The organism is Mangrovibacter yixingensis (assembly GCF_020523985.1).
Taxonomy (GTDB): Bacteria; Pseudomonadota; Gammaproteobacteria; order Enterobacterales; family Enterobacteriaceae; genus Mangrovibacter; species Mangrovibacter yixingensis.
Genome location: NZ_JAIVKM010000007.1, coordinates 222,336 through 241,645 on the forward strand (window position 1 = coordinate 222,336; position 19,310 = coordinate 241,645).

A 19,310-nucleotide genomic window follows, 5' to 3' on the forward strand; every position below is an offset into this window, starting at 1 on the left:
TTGTGTCTCTTGCACTGGCTGTTCATGCCCGGCCCCTGTGCAGTAACCCGCACGATAACAGCGCCAGGCAGGCCCAGCCGGTGGACAGCCAGGCTAAGGCCTGCCAGACAGGAACATGGATAGTCATTGCCCCCAGGTAAGCACCCAACAAGTAAGCCAGCGGCCCGCCTGTTGCCGCGAGCAGAACCAACAACAAAAGTGGTACCGACCGGCTACGTGCCAGCACAGACCAAACACAAGAAAACATCACCCATAAAGCCACCATCCATAACGGCACCAGCCCATTGCCCTGGAAGGTAATACGCCCGGCGAGCACGTGGAATGTATCCAACCCACAACCCACCAGAGCAATAATCAACGCATGGCGCCGGGCCCCGGCTGGCAACATAAAACACACCACGAGCGCCAGCCCCAGCCACAACGTAATACCGCGTTCACGAAACAGCACAACCAGCGTCCAGTAGATATCGAACGCGATTGCCGCCAGCCCGGCACGCAGCAGGCTGTTCACACCCGTTCCGCCGTGATTTGTACCGTGCTTATGGTGCGCGCATTAAAGCCCGCTTCACAGTAACCGAGGTAATACAGCCACATGCGGCGAAAACGCTCATCGAACCCCATGGTTTCTATTTGCGGCCAGGCTTGTAAAAAACGTTGGCGCCAGTGAACCAGTGTACGGGCGTAATCTGGGCCTATATCACGCACATTACGCATAACAAAATCGGTATGGCGGGTCATCAACTGGCTCATGGCGGTGAGGCTTGGCAGGAAGCCACCAGGGAAGATATAGCGCTGAATAAAGTCCACGCTGTTGCTGTAATCCTGGTAGCGTTGGTCCTGAATCGTAATAGCCTGTAGCACCATTTTTCCGCCCGGGCGCAAGCGCTGCTGGCAGTTGGTGAAAAAGTGCGGCAGCCAGGCTTTGCCTACGGCCTCTATCATTTCAACCGAAACAATTTTGTCGAACTGCCCGGCAAGATCTCGGTAGTCGCTCAGTAATACGGTGACGTGTTCCTGCAACCCGGCAGCATCGATACGGGCTTGCGCATAATCGTATTGCTCGCGGGATAACGTGGTGGTGGTTACCCGGCAACCGTAGTGGCGGGCGGCATATTCTGCCAGTGCTCCCCAGCCGGTGCCGATTTCCAACAGGTGGTCATCGGCCGTCAGTGCCAGTTGTTCACACAGGCGCTGCATTTTGGCGACCTGGGCGCTTTCCAAATCCTGGTCAGGGGACTGGAACAGAGCACTGGAGTACAGCAGGTTGTGGTCAAGAAATGCACTGTAAAATGCATTGCCCAAATCGTAGTGCGCGGCAATATTCTTGCGCGCCTGGCGGCGATGGTTACGACGCAGCCAGTGGCGCAGGCGCTCCGCGGGAAGGCTGAGCCAGCGAAAACCGGTTTCCAGTTTGCTGAGCAATGTGCTGTTCAGTGCCACCACTTGCAGCACCTGTGTCAGGTTGGGGGAGTCCCACTCGCCATCCATCCAGGCTTCGGCTGCCGCCATGCTGCCCCCGGTTAATATCCGCCAGTAAAGACGAGGTGACTGAACGTACACTTCCGCCTGAAGTGGTGCATGGGCATCGCCGAACCGGCGTTGATATGATCCTTCGTGTACCACCAGCCCGCCGTGCTTTAACTCATCCAATAACCGGAACAATGCTTTGCGGGCCAGCCTGCTGTTATGGGGCAGACTGGGTTCAAGGGCGTATACAGGGTCAGTCATGAACGGGGCCTCCGGTTTGCCGGGTGCGAATGAACCGGCACACGTTTTAACAACAGCAAGAGTGCCTGCCAGTAAATTGCGGCGACAGTTTTCACCGTCATCAGCGGAATTTTGATAAGCAGGCGGCGAAGGTTTTTGCGGGTAAGCGGGCAGCGGGCCAGCGTTAATGTGGCATCGAAAACCTTCGTTTGCTGGTGGTTTTCAATGTGCATATGCAGCGCTTTGCCTGGCGTGTTAAAGCGCCAGTGGTACACCATCTCCATGGGGTTGAAAGGCGACACATGAAAGGCTTTATCAACGGGTTGGGTGTTGATGGCATCAATTGCGTAGTAATGGCGCTCGTTCCACGGCGTGTTGCGCACTTCAGCAAGTATCCAGCTCAGTTCGCCTTGTGCATTGTGGCAGTAGTAGAAATTGACCGGGTTAAAATGGAAACCGAAATAGCGCAACTGGGTTAACAGCATCACTTTGCCATTCAGCCGTTCGCCCGTCAGTGTGGCGAGCCGGTCCAGCACGTTTTGCCGCAAAGGTGCGCCCAGTGGGTAATCGCGAGTATAAAACGAGGCCGCTCCCCAACGGTTAAGCCGGATGCCTGCATCGGGTAGTTGCGCCAGTTCATCAAGGTCAATCCAGGCCATAAACACCTGGTAGCTGAAATGGTGCTGGCGTGGTTGCCAACGGCGGTGGCGTAATACCCCGTGGTACAGGCAGCTATTCATGCTTCCCCCTTACGGTTGCAATTCCTGCCACCACGTCCAGTGCGCTACGCACGCCATCTTCATGAAAACCGTTGTACCAATAAGCACCGCAAAACCAGCTGTGTTGCTGGCCATTGATTTCACCCCGGCGGGCTTGTGCCTGCCAGCTTTGCGGGTTAAATACCGGGTGTTCATAGCGAAAACGCCGCCACACCAAACCATCATCGATGGGGGATGATGGGTTGAGTGTGACGCAGAACAGTGGGCTGCCAGCGGGCAACCCTTGCAGAATATTCATGTTGTAAGTCACGCAGGCACGTGTGTGCTCAAGGTTGGTGTCACTCAGGCGGTAATTCCAGCTGGCCCAGGCCCGTTCGCGGTCCGGTAACCAGCGGCGGTCGCGGTGCAAAATCACGTCGTTCTGCTGCCAGCCAATCGCACCCAGTACCTCTTGCTCTGCCGGGGTTGGGTTACCCAGCATTGCCAGAGCCTGGTTTGCATGGCAGGCGAAAATAACCTGGTCGAAATGCGCCAGTGTGCCGTTAAACGCAATCTCCACGCCGCCCGGATGGCGTGTAACCTGCTCGACTGGCGTGTTGCAGCGGGTTTCCAGGAGGCCAGCAAGGCGAGTGGTGATAGCACGAATATATTCACGCGAGCCGCCAGGCACGACATACCACTGTGGGCGCTGGGTAATATCCAGCAGGCCGTGGTTGTTAAAGAACTGCAAAAACAGCGCCAGGGGGAAACGGCGCATTTCCTGTAGTGAGGACGACCAGATTGCCGCGCCCATGGGCAGAATGTAATGCCGGGCAAAAAAGGCGTTAAACCGGTGGCATTCCAGAAAAGTTTGCAAGGTGTCGTTATCGCCGGTTGGCTGGTGCAGGGCGGATTTTGCCAGGCGATTAAAACGCATGATTTCTGCCAGCAAATGCCAGAAGCGAGGGTTGACCAGGTTGGTGCGCTGAGCAAACAGAGAAGCCAGTGTGTGCCCGTTATATTCCAGCCCGGAAATAGGGTTGTGCACAGAGAAACTCATTTCTGTTTTCTGGCCCTGAATCCCCAGTTCACTTAAAAGTCCCATAAAACGCGGGTAAGTGCGGTCGTTGTAAACAATAAAACCGGTATCAATCGCCCAGGTACCCTGATGCGTGTCCACATCCACTGTGGCGGTATGCCCACCCAGCGTAGGGCTGGCTTCAAATAGCGTCACCTGGTGGTGCCCGGCCAGCCGCCAGGCGCAGGTTAACCCTGCAATGCCGCTACCAATAATGGCGATATTCATGGCCGCACCATCCTGCGTAATAAAACGTGTTGTACGCAGGCGGGGAGTAACCCCAGTGCGCGTAAAAAGAAGCTGAACCCGCCGGGGAAGGCGATATGGTTGTGGTTTTTTGCCAGCCCATGGCGAATGGCTTTCACGGCCTGGCCAACACTCACCTGGCCTGGCATCGCGAAATCGTTGCGGCGGGTGAGTGGTGTATCGACAAAACCGGGGGAAACCAGGGTTACTGAAATACCTTTGGGTTCCCAATCCAGCCGCAGGCTGTTGGCAAACCAGGTGAGTGCAGCTTTTGAAGCGCCATAAGCTTCTGCGCGGGGAAAAGGCAGCCAGTGAGCCATCGAACTCACCAGCACCACACGGCTGCCGGGTTGCAGTTGGGTTTGCAGCGCCGCCAGGCAATTTACCGGGCCGAGAAAGTTGGTACGCAACACCCGCTCCACCAGGCTGGCATCAACCATGCCATGATCAAGGTATTCACAAGTCCCGGCGCACAGAACGGCGACATCTACCTGGCAATTGACGAGTGCCTGCTGGCAGGCGCTGGCATCGGTAATATCAAACTGGCGGGTGGTGATATTGGGGCTGTAACTTGCCAGTGCATCCAGCCGGGCCTGGTCACGCCCACAGGCGATAACTTGTGCGCCATCATCCGCCCAGGCTTTGGCAAGACCTTCACCAATACCCGAGCTGGCACCGGTTACCAGTACCCGTTTCATGATGCCACCCGCTGTTTTACATGCCGCACCGCGTAACCCAGCAGCGGGATGTGCTCGTAGACCATACTGCCTGCATCGTAGTAGTCCTGCTGCCAGGCAATACGCCCCTCGCGTATTAACAAAATGGAGCAACCGGATAATGCCAGTGGTTCACCGCCCCGTAGTTTGGGGTGTGCCCAGTGCATCACCCAACTGAGGGCAGCACGGTCGCCTTCACACAGCGGCTGGTCTACATCGAACCAGCAACGGGTCACGTTGCTGAGCAGGTGGTCAAAGTAGTGTTCTATAGCAGGAAGGCCCTGGTGTTGGCCAAAAGGGTCGATAAGCCGGGCGTCATCGTGGTACAGCTCACGCAGTTTGCTGAGCGACTGGTGGTCCAGCGCTTTGTAGAACGCGATGCAGTTTTCAATGACGGATCGGGTATCGCACATAGTGTTACCTTGTTGAGTTCTGCGCCCGTAATCAGGTACGTACTAACAATACTTGTACAAAATTAATTTTTTGTACAAGTTTTTGTGAATATATTTTTAATTATTGTTATTTTTCAATTAGATAGGTTTTTGATTTTTTACGTGAAAAACAGGCGTGTTTTTCATTTGGCTTATGGAAAGCGAAGAACCTGGGGGCAATATGGGCAGGGCAATTTAACAATTGGGGGAATTCAACGTTGCCGTAGATACACCACTACGGCGGGGGATTTTTACAACAGAATGATTTCCAGGGAAGCGACCTGCTCACGCCATTTTTCCAGGTCTTTTTGCCGGGCCTGGGTGAGCTTGCCGGTTGTGACTAACACCCAGTGGCGTTGGGGAAACAGTGCCGGAGCCAGTATGCCAGGCGATGCGGGTAACACATCTGCCCGGTTGCCCTGGCCTGAGCGTTTCAGGGCTTCCAGCCACACTTCACAAGTGTCGGCCAGTTGCCAGCCTGCCAGAACATAGTTTTCGCCGGGGGCTTTGCGGTCGCCATCGAGGCAAAATGAGGTATACCCAATGATAATCCCGTCCAGCACTTCCCGCAGAGTCATCATGGATGCCGTGTTGGCCGCAAGGCGGCTACGCAGAGGGCGCAGGACATTGGCGACCAGTTCCGGCCTGGGGTAATCCCGCCCGGAATTAAAAATTAACTGGCGCAGCGATTCAATTTTGCCATCCTGCAGGCGTTGCAGCATGGTTTCCTGTAATGCCTGCCAGTTATTGGTCTGGCGTTTGGTTGGCCGCTCCAGTAAAGGCCTTACCTGGCTGACCGGCACGCCCTTTTTAATCCAGTCGAGAATTTTCAGTGCCTGGGTTACATCATCGTCGTTGTACTGGCGGTGGCCGCCTTCAGTACGCAGCGGTTTGAGCAGCCCATAGCGGCGCTGCCAGGCACGCAATGTAGTGGCGTTAATGCCACAAAGCTGGGCAAATTCACCGATGGAGTAGGACATGATGCATTTCCATTCTGAGTAGTACGACGATTTATATTATGGGTAAACATTGGTGGAATGGAAGTGGGTAGTCGTTACCAGTGATTTACCACGGTACTGTATTCCCTTTGAAATCAAGGTATTCAAGCCCCGGTCTGGCTTGTTTCTCCAGTAACACATTCACCAGGCTGGGAATCGTTTCTTCGAGGGGCCTGGGCGCTTGTGGCCCACCCAGCGCCGTACGGATCCAGCCCGGAGCCATACTCACCAGCGCCCGCTCTGTGCCTGCCTGGCGTGCAGCAAAGCTGCGCATAAACATATTCAATGCGGCTTTGCTGCCCCGGTAAAGTTCACGCTGGCCGTTAATATTGTTGGTAATACTACCCTGCCCGGAAGACATCACCCCCAGCAGTGCACGGGAATGTGTATGTTTTTCCAGCTTTTCCAGCACGCGCATGGGGGCCAGCGCATTGGTGGTCATCACCTGAATAAATTCCTCTGTGGTGATCTCGCCAATAGTTTGTGACGGGTTCCGGTTTGTGGTGCCAGCGTTCACAAACAGCATGTCGAACTGGCTGCCGTTAAGCCGTGCATCCAGAGCGGCCAGTTGCAAGTCGTCGCACATATCCAGTATTTCAATTTGCAGTTGCCCGGGCCAGGCACCTGCCAGTGCATGCAAGGGTGTGTGTTCACTGCGTACTGTGCCGGTGACATGCCAGCCTTTTGCCAGAAATTGTTCCGCCATGGCCAGACCGATACCACGAGATGCGCCAACCAGCAAAACAGAGGGTACAAACGAAGGAAGAGACATAACAGCTCCTTGAATAATATTGGGTGACGTTTCTTACTGTAGTGCGGTGTGATATAAGGCGGAAGACGCAGGTGATGCATTAATAACCTGCACCAAACGCCCTGTATCAGCATTCCGGCAGGAGGACAAATGGCAGAGGCCGACCTGAACTTACTGATTGCGCTTGATGTTTTGCTGGCGGAAAAAAGCGTGGCTGCGGCGGCACGCCGACTGGGGTTGAGTGAATCCGCTATGAGCCGCACTCTGGGAAGGTTACGCCAAACAACGGGAGACCCATTACTGGTGCGTGCGGGCCGCCATATGGTGTTAACGCCGCATGGCGAACAGTTGCTTGAAGCTGCTCCCCTGGCTGTGGCACAGGCACGTTCATTGCTCAAACCCGCAACCTCTACGCTGAGCCTTGCCACCCTGGACCGGGTGTTTACATTGCGTACAAACGACGGCTTTGCACAAGTGTTCGGCCCGGATTTGGTGGCGGCACTGGCGCAGTCAGCCCCACACGCAGGACTGCGTTTTGTTGCCAAACCTGACAAGGAAGATGGCCCGCTAAGAGAGGGGCTGGTGGACCTGGAAATTGGCGTACTGAAAAATATGGGCCCGGAAATTTACCTTCAGGCGCTGTTTCAGGACAGATTTATTGGTGTGGTGCGTGCAGGCCACCCGTTGGCACAGAGCACAATACTGACACCACAAGCTTATGCGGCATACGGGCATATTGTGGTTGCCCGCCATGGTAATGGCCGTGGGCCGGTAGATAACAAGCTGTCTTCCCTTGGGCTGGCACGCCATATAGCTGCTGTGGTGCCGGGGCTTGGGGCTGCATTGTCCATTGCCCGGCAGTCGGACCTGGTGGCGCTGGTGCCTGAGTCGTTTTTCCTGCATCAGGCGCAGAACAGTGGCACAGGTCGTGTTCCTGGGCTCGTTGGCTTTGAGCTACCTGTGCAAACAAGCGCGATAACTGTTTCGCAAATGTGGCACCCCCGCCTGCATAATGACCCGGCTCATCGCTGGCTGCGCGAGTGCCTGCGTGAGGTGTGCGGGTTGCACTACGCTGCGCTGAGTGGCCTGGTGGGGAAGGTTACAACGCCTGGGTGATTCTGCCGCTGTTTTCCTGAAAATACACTGCCGCCAGCGCGCCGTTCACCAGAGAAAGTTGCGGTGGAATATGGCCGATATCCAGGTCATACAGCACTGGCACCGGTAAGTCGCCTAATGCTGAATTTAGCGCATCCCTTTGTGACTGGTGTTCTGGTGTGCTGGCATCAGGTGCGGCGTGCCGGCCAACTAAAACCCCTGAAACCGCCTGGAACCAGCCATGCAGGCGCAGGCTGTACAATGCGCGGGTCAGCTCGCAGGGGTTCATTTCCACATTTTCGATGTACAGAATGACACCCTCTTGCTGGTGTTGTTCACAGAAGCGCGGCAGGTTACCAAACCGGGTTCCGGCCAGCCGCGCCAGCGTATCCAGGCAACCGCCTGCCAGCCGCCCGTGTATTTCCAGGTTGCCATGGAGCCCGTCCAGGCGCTTCCAGCAGGTGGGTTGTGTAAGGCGAAAACCTGTTTTCTCGTCGGGGCAACCCTGGCAAGGGCCGTCCTGGTGGTATTGTGAAGCATGTTGTTCCACTTGGGTGCCACGAGGCGCTTCGAGCACTGACCATATGCCTTGCGTGGTCTGGTCAACCTGTTGCGAGCCAAGTTCCATTAAATTCGGGCCGTGCAGCGTTGCCCAGCCTGCCAGCATCGTTAAGGGAAAATGCAGTGTGCTGAGATCTGAATAACCGCTGAACCATTTGGGCTGGGTTTGTGAAAGCAGGGTAAAATCCAGCAACTCCAGAATTTCGATTGCCAGGTCTCCTCCCCAGGGCGGCATTACCGCGTGAATATCCGGGCGGGTGAGAAAAGACATTAACTCGCGAGCCCGCAAGGTTTTATCCGCGCTTTTGTTTTTGTAACTGGTGCGTAAGCACTCCCCTTCCAGCACAGTAAAACCACGCAGCTCCAGTGCCTGTTTTGCACCATCCAGTTGTGCGTGAAGGGCGGCGGGAACACCTGTTGAAGGGGCGGTAATGGCAACCGTATCTCCGGGCTTTAATGGGGCAGGAAAACACACGGGCATAAAACAACTCCTGAACAGTTAACAGCAGACCACTTTGGGTTTATCAGCGCGAATAGTTATTAACATACCATTCATGCCTGGTTTCAGGAGTGGTAATGGGTTTATCTGCCTGAATAACGCAGAAAAATCTGCCAGACAAGCGAAGGGGAAAAGGGCAGACTACTCCCGGTTTATGTTCACTGGCGCTGGCAATATAATCTGCGCCTGTGGCATTGGCTAAAACACGCAACAGGAACAACGTGCTGGCTTAATGGATAACAATTGTGCGCCTATGAAATTAACACGCTTTTCTTCCCCGGCTTTCAGGTTGGGAGTGATTGCCCTGGTTATCGCCATCGGCCTGGTTTTCTGGACTAAAATCATGGCTCGCTGGGGCCACGATACACCACCGGCTTACCTTCCCACACAACAACAGGCAGACCTGGTTGTTGTGAATAAAGCGGCGCGCAAACTCAGTTTACTGCGTGATGGTGTGGTAATACGTGAGTATTCCGTGTCTCTGGGGCGTGGGGCCGATAATGGCGCCAAACAACGTGAGGGCGACATGAAAACCCCGGAAGGCCACTATAACGTTGACTGGCGTAACGCCCGTTCACGCTTTTCTCTCAGCCTGCATGTTTCCTACCCGGATGCTGACGATATTCAGCGGGCCAAAAGTGCCGGTTATTCCCCCGGCCATAATATTATGATCCACGGCTTACCCAATGGCTGGGGCTGGCTGGCACCTTTATTTCGCCGTATGGACTGGACCGACGGTTGTATTGCGGTAACCAACAGCGAGATGCGCGAGATCTGGGCCAGAACACCAACGGGCACGCCGGTTATTATCGAAAAATAAATGGGTGGGCGGTATTGCTTGTGCCGCCTGCAGATTTTACCCGATTTCCCCTTGGGCCCATTTTTATAAATGGCATGAGCACTAATAAATAATCTCGCCTTTAGACATTTCTTTTCATCAAGTTTTAGTGCTGAATAATACCTTATGGAAACAAATATGAGTGCAGCGATATCTTTATCGGTTTGTGCGATTTCTGCTGCAAAAAAGAGTGTGGCAATGTGTTTTTCTTGCTTTACACCCTGAAATACGTTACCAACTTCGCTTCCGTTATATTCGGCGACCGCTGTGTTTAGGCTATTTTTTTATTGTGTATATAAGAAGCATAGTTCTTATTTTTACCTTGCGGAAATATTACCCAGCAGGTGTGGCTCTGTTACTGAAATAAGAAAAATGTATGGTTAACATAAAAAGAAATTATTAAACAGAAGCGCGTTGCCGAGTGCTGGATATTTTTAATAAAGTTTTATAGGAAGTGGGAATAATAATTTTTACTGTAAAGACACACTGCGTGGCAACAAATATTCTTTGTTGCTCTGGTGCTGTGCTTTGCATTTTTATAACGAGTGGCGAGGTTGGGGATAATGCAGTTAAAAGCAGTGAGTGGGCTATGTTTGGGGGTATTTTTGTTGCCATTGGCACCGGCAGCACTGGCGGCAACACAGAGCAACATCAGTGATTGCCAGTACGGTACAAATGGCGTAGACAGCTTTGCCGACATGTTTACCTGCGGTACGGTAAGCGGCAGTTTGCGTTCCATGTATTATTCCACGCACAACGCCTATTTTTCGAAAGGCTTTAACCAGGACACCATCAGTTACGGTGGCTTTCTGAAATTTGAAACCGCGCCATTTTATGGTGTTCGCGCCGGGGTTAGCGGTATCTTCCTGCGTGGTATTAACCACCCGGACGAAGCACACACTATTAGCGATATTGGCGATAACCAAACCAATTTTGGTGAAGCCTATTTAAGCTGGGAACACGATGGTTTCAAAATCACTGCGGGTGACCAGCGCCTTAATCTGCCGTTTGTGGGCGATTACGACTGGCGTATTACACCTGCGCTGTTCCGTGGCGTGGACGCCAATTATGGCGACAGTACCAACTTCCTGCATGCCACCAAAATCTGGCGTTATAAACCCTGGGGCGATGACCAGTTCCTGAATACAACCAACTATACCGATGTGGATGGCACCACTAACGGTATGTGGGCCATGGGCGGCGGGCGCGGTATGCAGTGGGATAATAAATCCCTGACCGGCCAGATTTGGTATGAAGAATATGCTGATTACACTCGCCTGGTGTATGGCGAAAGCCACTTACAATTCCAGGATGCACTGTTCCAGCCAGATGTCGGCCTGCAATTTGTGCGTGGCACCAGTGCGGGCAAAGCGCTGGCAGGTGAAGTCAACAGCACGTCTTATGGCGCGCAACTGGGCTTAACCTTTACACCTTCCCTGAGCTGGAAACTGGGTTATGACCATATCGCCGCCAGCGGTAATAGCTGGAACAATGGCTCCCTGGTTACCCCGTATGCCCATAATGCATCTTCCGGCCCTTACTTTGCACAGCCGTTCTTCACCAGCACCCAGGACCTGGGCAGCGGTAACGCGTATATGACCAGCCTGCATTACGTAATGAACGAAAACCTGTCACTGGGTACGCAGTATTCCTTTATGGACCTGAAACCGACCCCCGCTTCTTCCAGCATCGACCAGTCTGAATACCTGGTGTATTTCACCTGGAGTTTCACTGGCATGCTGAAAGGCCTGAGCGTAACCGACTTCGCCGGGGTACAGACTTCACCATTGTATGATTCCAGCTTCTGGCAGAACCGTTTGATTATGCAGTACGATTTCTAATCTTTCTGGTTTACTCAGCAGGCACAACGGCGCGACGAATATCGCGCCGTTTTTTTGTGTTGGGTGCCTGGTGTTAATCAATGTATTGCCTGTTCACCTGATTTATTTCCAATATATTGTTGAATTTTTGGTCTGATATTCTTACTATAAATGTACGGTAAAAAGCCGTACATAGTTTGTTACCAGGAAGAGAATTGAAATCCTCGGGCTTATATTTAACGAGCAGTTGGCCGCCATGCTTTCATCATGAGCGGCCGGGGAAATACCATGCCAGCACTGAAGAAACAGCGCATCGATCTGCGTTTAAATGAATACGACAAGAGCCTGATCGAAGAAGCTGCGGCAATGACTAACCAGTCTGTTTCACAGTTTATGGTTAGCACTGCCTCTGAACGGGCCGCGGAGGTGATTGAACAGCACCGCCGTATGGTCCTTAACGAGGAATCATGGAATCGGGTTATGGATGCAATCAGCAACCCGGCAGAGCCAAACGAGCGGTTAAAACGTGCGGCTAAACGTCTGCAAGACATGGAGTGAAACGTGGGCGGTTTGAAAGTAGAGATGTTCTCTGAGGATGTTGAATATGATGTAAGCCATTTCGACTGCGGAGAAGCGTATTTGAATACGTTTCTTACAGACCACTTAAAACGCCAGCATCTCAGCAAGATTTTACGGGGTTATCTGCTGGTTACACGAGATGAAAAACCTCGTGTTCTGGGGTATTACACGTTGTCTGGTAGCGGTTTTGAGAAAGCCTGCCTTCCGAGTAAAACCCAACAAAAGCGTGTGCCCTATAAAAATGTTCCGAGCGTAACCCTGGGGCGGCTGGCTATTGATAAAAGCATTCAACGCCAGGGTTGGGGTGATTTGCTTGTCACCCATGCGATGAAAGTTGTTTATCAAGCCTCACAAGCGGTGGGTATTCATGGCATGTTTGTTGAAGCATTAAATAGTAAAGCAAAGCACTTCTATCTTGAACTGGGTTTTATACAACTCTGTGGAGAAAACGAGAATTTTCTCTTTTATCCAACTAAATCTATAGAGCAATTATTTAGGGTGGGGAGTTCTTCGGGTTAGTACGCCAATATGGGTGTAATTTAATGGGGTTTTGGTTGGGTGATTTTTAGTGTGGTATTAAAATGTGACTCTTTGATAAATAATAAAGCATGCAAGCGTATTATTTGTCGGGTTGAGATTAGCAGTGAAAAGGAGATGATGTGAAAAAAGAATTAACGGAAAAAGACCTCGCAGATAATGGTTTTACTGAAAAAATACATTACGGATCCGAAAGGTTCTGACTCGGCATAAAACGTGGGTGAAACATTCTTATCGCCCGTTGAAGATTTGAGTAAGCGCTTTTATACCGGGGTGGTTTGCTTTGTTATTTTTCTGTCTCCATTGATTTTTATACCTATTTTTTACCATCATTCATTGCTGTTGTATTACCTGATCCTACCCACGTAATGTGGACACAGCCCTAAGCGAGGTTTTCGTTTTCAAACTGTTCCGGGCTGAGTTCACGGGCGTCAGCAGCGACAGCGATGCGCTCAGCCAGTTTCAGGGCTTCATCGCGGAATTCGGGCGTGTACTGTTTACGGGCCGTTTTGCTGTTTGATACGGGGTTTGTCATGAGTAATCACCTCTGGTTGAGAGTTTACTCACTTAGTCGTGTGTCTACTAATACTGGGTAGGATCAACCTGGCAGTTCTGAATCTAATCTTCCCAGTTGAACCACAGCTCCGTGTTTATTCGGAGCGGGTTATCTTTGTCAGGCTCCCCTTTCCCCCGGTATTCCACACACCAAGGTACCTAATTATTCTACCTTTATTTCTGGTAGTTAGGAGCCCCCCCTAACACGCATAAAAAATACCTATATTTTGGCACCGCTACAAGAATCTGGAAGTGATAAACTCATCGTCACCTTTTGCTGACGTTAATGCGACAGAACCCATTAAACGACTATGCCCGGGTTTCTCGTCAAGCGGGATCATTCATATGCCATTTTGGCATTAATGTTATAAAGTGTTGCGGTCGCAGCCAGTATACGGTGCCCTTGACAGCTTGTTTTATGTGATTCCACATTCGTGATGTGGTAACCCACTGCGCCTGCGTCGCGTGCTTTCATGGCAAAAGCGTCATTCAGTTCCTCCATGGAAGTCGCCCAGCTCACCGACGTCATACCGATCGGTTGCAGTGACGATTTTTCACGATGAGATAACCCTGCACGAATCAATACGGCTTCAACAGCCTGAGTTTTAAAAATGGATAAAACATCATGTACTAAACTTTTCATGGTCTGATCTCTGATAAAAATTCAGCTGCTTCAACACTGAAAGACTGAATTACATCGCTAATAAAAGATATTGCGTTTTCCCGTCAAGTAATGATGACAAAGTTATAAAACACCTTTTATTGTTTCTTTTTTTAGCTTTAATTGCTAATTCGGTGTTAATAAAATGTTTAGCCACAAACCCATCAAGAGTTAGTGAGATTTTTTGCATCTTATTACAAATATATTTCTGTATACATATCTTCGCATTAACGGCAGCGGGCCGTCAGAAGCTGCACTGCCTGTTTTTGACACAGCCATCAGGTAAACAGCTCAGCTGGGGACATATTCAGTATGTCGGAAGATCTCTAAAAGTGAATGGTCCCTTTGCAGGGATACTTACAAATAGACTGAAGAATAATGATGTTAAAACCATCGCGGATGGTTACGGAAAGCAGATGGCGGAAGATCACAGGAGTTGTTTTTATAGCATAACCACATGTATTTATTGGTTTTTATAAATTAATGCGTTCTTTTTTATACACATAAGTATACATATTTTCTTGACTGACAAACCATCTATAGATAAAGCACCAATGGCTGACCTCATCTAAAAAATACTTTTTTGGGAAAACTATTCACGCTATTCACTTAATATTTTTTCCTTTTATTTTCAATGCGATAGGCAGTGAATGGTAGGTGAAGAGTGAACAGTCCATTCTTCACCTTTGCAGGTTTGTAGATGTAAACGTTATAGTCTGCTGTGAGCGAATAGCAGAAGTTCGCATTAGAGTATAATTATGCAATACCTTAACAAAGGTTTTGATACTGGATGAAACTTCCTCCGCAGAGAAAACCCAGCTTATAATAAATCTCTACTAAAGAAATTTATAATTTACATTCGCATGATTAAATTTTAGTGATTGAGCCAAACCAGAAATAGAAGGGTATATTGTTGATGTAACAAAACCCAGTTGAATTAACTCGGTTTTTATTGAGTAGGGCTTCTCCACTTCAATTTTTATTAGGTTTTTAGACTCTAATGGTTTGAAGGGTTCAAATAATTTATTCTGGAAGGTAAACATACATTCTTGACCATCCATTCTTCTATCAAATCTAAAGTGAGTTATAGAAATTGGATGGCTTGGGATAAATTCTATTTCTTCCACTGCCAGCATCCTAAATTTGTAAGATGAAACTTTCCCCGCCTGAATAAAATCGAACTTATTACTATCTGTATCAGTTAAAGATGTTACCATTTTTTTACAATTAACATCAAATCCATATTGAAACCCTTGATAAAACTCCTCTCCTGTTAGAGTGTTTTCACCAGTATAGATAAATACAGCTGCTTTTTTCTTTGTGTCAGGCTCTGATGATTCAACTGCAAAATAAAGTGCCACTAAAGGATTTAGACTCCAATCAATAAATCTTGTTGGCAATCCATAATGCTGAGCTAACAATAGCAGTGATAGATCTGAGTTAAGAATAAATTCTTTGTGTTCAACCTCGTTGAGATAAGGAGGTAAAAGGTTTTTAAAATTAACATAGCTAGTGTGTATGGAGTTTAATTTATCAATCATGCTTTTTTTAAGCGATTCACTTTTAAAGATATCTTCAAATTTTTGTGAGTTTAATTCTACATCCCCGTACTTTTCTTTTATTTCATTGATTGAAGGAGTAATGCTTCTGGTAAGAGATGACAATATAGGCCATTCAGTATCGCCTTGGCCCCTGAATAAATTACCATAAAGCCACTCCCCATTGGATTTTTTAACAAGATGCAGAAAGTCTGCGACACTACTAACAACTCCAGCACAAGCGGTGTTATCCTTTAAATAGATATCTTTCATAAAACACCTAGTATTATTTATGTTTTAAAGTCATTTTCTTTTTGAATTTAATGTTCACTAATAAGAAATGCAAGCATATTTTAAAACTTGATTCTTAGCTAAGAAGCTTCCGCTCCTGGCACTAAGCGGTCTGATGAGTTTTGAAGGAAAAAGTTTTTTTGGGAAAAACTGTTCACAGTGTTCATTCTGTATTTTTCTTTATCATATTCATTGGGTTACGAGGTGAACACCTGGTGAACAGTGAACACTTTACTGTTCACTCTGGCTGATTTCAGGTAAAAAAAAGACCGGCATCAGCCGGTCAGGGTAGTTTATTTCGCTGTAGGTTCGTCGCACTTCGGCAGCCAGTCGGCGTTGCTTTCCTCTTTCAGTGTGAGGTTGGTCTGCATGCCCTGATTTGTGCGTCGTTTGTCGTAATTCAGGCCGTACTCTTTCAGCATGGACGACAGCCCTTTACCGAACATGGTCAGGCTGAGGGTGTTCTTGTAGCCGTGCGCCTCCATATACACCAGATAGGCGTGATAAAGGTACAGGCGCGGCTGACGCGGGATAATGTTGGCATTCCCCATATACATCCCGTCAGCATCCGGCAGGGCTTCCAGATAGCCACAAAAATCAAAGGCCGGATCAGCATCGCGCTTGATGCTCAGTGCCTCGTCGGAGTTCTGCTGTGCCTGGAGTAACGTGCGGGCGCTCATCGGGTCGCTGAACTTCTGCATTAACTGGCGCACGATAACAGCCAGTTCATGGGCGATTTTGTCCTTAAGCTGCGGGTCGCGGTCTTCCGGCGCAATCTGTTCCGGGAAATGGATTATCACCCGGCGGCGGGAAACGCCACCGCTGCGGTCAGTGAAGCGCATCGGGTTGTTGTTCACCGCCAGAATCACTGCCGGAATATGCGTTGAGTACGGGTTCTGGTATTTCGGGTCAACGGACACCGCATCGCCGCCGGTAATGGCCTTGAGCCCGGCACCGTCACCGCTCCATTTCTCCTGGTCAGGTAAGCGAATCAGCGAGAACCCCGTCAGGGATGCACGTTTGCGCGGGTCTTCCAGTGTGTCAATGTCGGCCGACGTGGCGTTATCCGCCCCGGCGAGCATCGTGGCAATTTCAGTCATAATACTTTTCCCGCTGCCGCCGGGGCCGGTGACTTCGAGAAAGAGCTGCCAGTCGTAGCGGTTCGCCAGCACCATAAACAGCGCCGCCAGTATCACGTCACGTTTTTCTGAGCGGCCACCGGCGGCACGGTCGAGCCAGTGCCAGAAGTTCGGTGCATGGGTTTCCAGTGTTTCCCCTGCCACCGGCGCGGTGAAATCAACATCACACAGGGTGCGCAGCCAGTGCGATTTGTGGTGCGGGCTGAACAGGCCGGTGCCGGTATCGAGCACACCGTTACGAAAACCAATCAGACGCCGTGAGGGGGCACTCTGCTGCGGAATAATCAGTTTCAGGGTGTCCACCACCGCGTTAATGGCGGCCGACGAGAACGGGGCGCGCAGACGCTGAAACAGCCCGGCCACGTCACGGGCAAAATCCAGTGGCGGAATGATTTTCCAGATACCGTTTTCATAGCGCGACAGAAGCTGACCGCCGGTGTCGACCGCCAGTGCCTCGCCGTAATGCTCATGCACCCGCGCCGCCTTTTCACTGGCTCTCATGGCAGTAAATTCCGCCTCACTCATGGTGTCGAACGGGCTCTGAACCGGTGGCCGGAGGGCGTCGTACATGGCCTGACGTGTGGTGTCTTCGCCATGCTGTACAAACGCGTCATTCCAGTCACCAAACACCGGCGGCAGGGCGACAGTTCCCTCACAGGTTTTTGCGGCCGCTGCGGCTTTGCTTTGCCCGTCACCGTTAAGGTCGCGGTCGGCGGCGAAAACTATCTGGCAGGCCGGGTGCTTCTGCCGGACAAGGCTTGCCAGGGAAAGAAGGTTCACGGACGACAGCGCCACCATGACGGTTTCCCCGGTCAGGTGATGCACGGTCAGTGCCGTGGCATACCCTTCGGCAATCCACAGGCGTTTCCCGGCCTGTTTCTGACCGTCGAAGGTATGGCATGTCCCTTTCACCTGCCCGCCTTTCAGGGTGCGTTTCTGGCCGTCAGCACTGATTAGCTGGACATTCACCAGTGCGCCGGTGTCGTCATACAGTGGCACCGCCACATCACCGGCGCGGTACGACACACCACCGGTTTTGTGCGCCCCTGTCAGCACGGAACATTCATAATCCGGGAAGCCCTTGCCGGTCAGGTAGGCGTTGCCGGTGGCCGTGCGGGTTTTTGCCATCAGGGTGACGGCCAGTGCGGCTGCCGCTTTGCGCCCGGCCTCCGTTCCGGCTTCTGCGGCGGCTGTTACTTCCGGGGTAACCGGCGGCAGATTACCGGTCACGGCATTCACCTTTCCGGCGGCCTCGGACGGGGTCACGCCAAACACTTTCTCTACCAGCTTAAGACCATCACCCGCACCACACTGGTTGCAGTACCACGTCCCGCGCCCCTCTTTATCGTCAAACCGGAAACGGTCATGACCACCACAAATCGGGCAGGCCTGATGGCGGTTTTTCAGCACCTTCACGCCCAGTGCCGGGAGAATGCGCGGCCAGTGGCCGCATGCCAGTTTTACGGTGTCCGTTACGTTCATTTTCATGGTTATTGTCTCCCTCAGTGCAGTACCGGTGCGGTGATATGGCGGGCGCAGAGTTCATCCATCACGGTCAGCCCGAGAAAGGACAGCGACGGGGCGGCTTTCAGGGGGCCGGCTTCCATTAAATCTTCCAGTAAGGCACAGGCAATCTGGCGGCCTTTCTCCTCGCCGTGCTGGCGCAGGTAGAAGCCCTCCAGCTCGGCGGCAATGGCACTTTCCAGCGTGTCGAGGGTGAGATAAGGGTAACGGTGCTGGCGTTCGCACAGGGTCAGCCAGGCACAGGCCACCGCACGGCGGTACAGTGCGGCACGTAATACGGGCGGTAAGGGGTGTTTCATGCGCGAACCTCCTCAGTGAGCCAGCGCTCATTACAGCGCTCGACCATATCGTCCAGCCGGGCGGTCATAAGGTGAATGACAGAGGTGAGCTGTGCCTGCTGCGCCGGGTCAGGCCGTGAAGATGCGCAGTCCTGCGCCTGCATGAGTTCGCCGATAAGCAGGCCAACGTTACGCAGGTGCTCCAGGTGCCGGAGGTCAGCGAGGGAAATGGTCAGGGTCAGTTCTTTCACGCACACACCTCCGCCACCGGCAGACGCCCGGCAAAGGCGAGAATGTAATCACGGACAAGGGAAAGGCGTGCGGCGCGTTCATCACTGGCAACAGTGCGAAGCATACGAATACGGGGTTTACGGTCTGCGCGACGAACGGCGGCAAACACAAAGACAAACTGCGGGTGTGACGGGGTGAGGGTCGTAGCCATAAGGGCTGCCTCCATTGAGTAGCGGTTATTGCCACCACCGGAGTTCCTACACTCATGGGTGGTGGCCCGGACGGGGGTAGGAATACCGGCCTCAATGGGTACCGGCCAGCCCGAAGGCTGCCCCGCCCGGACCACCATTATCTTGCCGGAGCTGCGGTGTGCATATAAACACCACAGCCCGAAAAATGGGTGTGCCTGAGCAACGACGTAAAAAAAGACGCATGGCGCGTCTGGTGTCGCCATTGAGTAACACGGGTTCCTACGCCCGGCTGCCGATTTTGCGACAGCGGGAAAACTATACCTGGGAATGACGGCAGGACGCAAGCCA

General features: G+C 51.7%; 20 protein-coding genes and 1 pseudogene. 5 read left to right on the plus strand and 16 right to left on the minus strand.

Features of this window, described 5'->3' with window-relative positions; genetic code table 11:
* Positions 1 to 22 precede the first annotated feature (22 nt).
* From LC084_RS19350 to LC084_RS19385, 8 genes are all read right to left on the minus strand, one after another.
* Positions 23 to 511, minus strand: a complete 489-nt coding sequence (locus LC084_RS19350; RefSeq protein WP_226572985.1) for a DUF2878 domain-containing protein — start codon at positions 509 to 511, stop codon at positions 23 to 25.
* Complete coding sequence (locus LC084_RS19355; protein WP_226572987.1) at positions 508 to 1,728, minus strand: SAM-dependent methyltransferase; 1,221 nt, start codon at positions 1,726 to 1,728, stop codon at positions 508 to 510. The genes LC084_RS19350 and LC084_RS19355 overlap by 4 nt, the downstream gene beginning before the upstream one ends.
* The gene (locus LC084_RS19360) at positions 1,725 to 2,447 is read right to left on the minus strand and encodes a DUF1365 domain-containing protein (protein WP_226572989.1); all 723 of its coding nucleotides are present in this window, start codon (positions 2,445 to 2,447) and stop codon (positions 1,725 to 1,727) included. Before LC084_RS19360 ends, LC084_RS19355 begins: the two co-directional genes overlap by 4 nt.
* Positions 2,440 to 3,711, minus strand: coding sequence for an NAD(P)/FAD-dependent oxidoreductase (locus LC084_RS19365; RefSeq protein WP_226572992.1), 1,272 nt, complete (start codon positions 3,709 to 3,711; stop codon positions 2,440 to 2,442). The genes LC084_RS19360 and LC084_RS19365 overlap by 8 nt, the downstream gene beginning before the upstream one ends.
* On the minus strand, positions 3,708 to 4,427 hold the full coding sequence (locus tag LC084_RS19370; RefSeq protein WP_226572995.1) for an SDR family NAD(P)-dependent oxidoreductase: 720 nt from the start codon (positions 4,425 to 4,427) through the stop codon (positions 3,708 to 3,710). Before LC084_RS19370 ends, LC084_RS19365 begins: the two co-directional genes overlap by 4 nt.
* Positions 4,424 to 4,858 (minus strand): nuclear transport factor 2 family protein, encoded by a 435-nt coding sequence (locus LC084_RS19375; RefSeq protein WP_226572998.1) that lies wholly within the window; start codon positions 4,856 to 4,858, stop codon positions 4,424 to 4,426. Before LC084_RS19375 ends, LC084_RS19370 begins: the two co-directional genes overlap by 4 nt.
* Positions 4,859 to 5,127: 269 nt before the next feature.
* On the minus strand, positions 5,128 to 5,856 hold the full coding sequence (locus LC084_RS19380; protein WP_226573001.1) for a MerR family transcriptional regulator: 729 nt from the start codon (positions 5,854 to 5,856) through the stop codon (positions 5,128 to 5,130).
* A gap of 85 nt (positions 5,857 to 5,941) precedes the next feature.
* Positions 5,942 to 6,646: an SDR family NAD(P)-dependent oxidoreductase gene (locus LC084_RS19385; RefSeq protein ID WP_226573004.1), complete on the minus strand. Its 705-nt coding sequence runs from the start codon at positions 6,644 to 6,646 to the stop codon at positions 5,942 to 5,944.
* Positions 6,647 to 6,775: 129 nt separating this feature from the next.
* Here LC084_RS19385 and LC084_RS19390 point away from each other — a divergent pair, with 129 nt between their 5' ends.
* The gene (locus tag LC084_RS19390) at positions 6,776 to 7,741 is read left to right on the plus strand and encodes a LysR family transcriptional regulator (protein ID WP_226573007.1); all 966 of its coding nucleotides are present in this window, start codon (positions 6,776 to 6,778) and stop codon (positions 7,739 to 7,741) included.
* Here the strand turns inward: LC084_RS19390 and LC084_RS19395 are convergent.
* Positions 7,725 to 8,762 carry a S66 family peptidase gene (locus LC084_RS19395; RefSeq protein ID WP_226573009.1) on the minus strand — a complete coding sequence of 346 codons (1,038 nt, stop codon included), beginning with the start codon at positions 8,760 to 8,762 and terminating at the stop codon, positions 7,725 to 7,727. The genes LC084_RS19390 and LC084_RS19395 overlap by 17 nt on opposite strands.
* A 271-nt stretch (positions 8,763 to 9,033) precedes the next feature.
* Here LC084_RS19395 and LC084_RS19400 point away from each other — a divergent pair, with 271 nt between their 5' ends.
* From LC084_RS19400 to LC084_RS19415, 4 genes are all read left to right on the plus strand, one after another.
* Complete coding sequence (locus tag LC084_RS19400) at positions 9,034 to 9,600, plus strand: L,D-transpeptidase family protein (protein WP_226573011.1); 567 nt, start codon at positions 9,034 to 9,036, stop codon at positions 9,598 to 9,600.
* 581 nt (positions 9,601 to 10,181) lie between these two features.
* Entirely contained in the window at positions 10,182 to 11,459 is a 1,278-nt protein-coding gene (locus tag LC084_RS19405; protein ID WP_226573013.1) for an OprD family outer membrane porin, read from the plus strand.
* Between the two features lie 267 nt (positions 11,460 to 11,726).
* On the plus strand, positions 11,727 to 11,996 hold the full coding sequence (locus LC084_RS19410) for a type II toxin-antitoxin system TacA family antitoxin (RefSeq protein WP_226573015.1): 270 nt from the start codon (positions 11,727 to 11,729) through the stop codon (positions 11,994 to 11,996).
* 24 nt (positions 11,997 to 12,020) lie between these two features.
* Complete coding sequence (locus LC084_RS19415) at positions 12,021 to 12,536, plus strand: GNAT family N-acetyltransferase (RefSeq protein WP_226573050.1); 516 nt, start codon at positions 12,021 to 12,023, stop codon at positions 12,534 to 12,536.
* 433 nt (positions 12,537 to 12,969) lie between these two features.
* Here the strand turns inward: LC084_RS19415 and LC084_RS19420 are convergent.
* The 7 genes and pseudogenes from LC084_RS19420 to LC084_RS19450 all read right to left on the minus strand — a co-directional run.
* A pseudogene (locus tag LC084_RS19420) lies at positions 12,970 to 13,089 on the minus strand (IS3 family transposase); the annotation flags it as partial.
* A gap of 357 nt (positions 13,090 to 13,446) precedes the next feature.
* Positions 13,447 to 13,752, minus strand: a complete 306-nt coding sequence (locus LC084_RS19425; RefSeq protein WP_226573016.1) for a YdgH/BhsA/McbA family protein — start codon at positions 13,750 to 13,752, stop codon at positions 13,447 to 13,449.
* Between the two features lie 854 nt (positions 13,753 to 14,606).
* Positions 14,607 to 15,581 carry an FRG domain-containing protein gene (locus LC084_RS19430; RefSeq protein ID WP_226573019.1) on the minus strand — a complete coding sequence of 325 codons (975 nt, stop codon included), beginning with the start codon at positions 15,579 to 15,581 and terminating at the stop codon, positions 14,607 to 14,609.
* A 311-nt stretch (positions 15,582 to 15,892) separates the two neighbouring features.
* Positions 15,893 to 18,226 (minus strand): primase-like DNA-binding domain-containing protein, encoded by a 2,334-nt coding sequence (locus LC084_RS19435; protein ID WP_226573021.1) that lies wholly within the window; start codon positions 18,224 to 18,226, stop codon positions 15,893 to 15,895.
* Between the two features lie 14 nt (positions 18,227 to 18,240).
* A complete protein-coding gene (locus tag LC084_RS19440; RefSeq protein WP_226573022.1) occupies positions 18,241 to 18,561 on the minus strand; it encodes a DUF5375 domain-containing protein in 321 nt (106 codons plus the stop codon).
* Complete coding sequence (locus LC084_RS19445) at positions 18,558 to 18,782, minus strand: hypothetical protein (RefSeq protein WP_264193584.1); 225 nt, start codon at positions 18,780 to 18,782, stop codon at positions 18,558 to 18,560. The genes LC084_RS19440 and LC084_RS19445 overlap by 4 nt, the downstream gene beginning before the upstream one ends.
* 5 nt (positions 18,783 to 18,787) lie before the next feature.
* The coding region (locus LC084_RS19450) for a host cell division inhibitor Icd-like protein (RefSeq protein WP_404808759.1) at positions 18,788 to 19,310 on the minus strand (523 nt) is incomplete at its 5' end.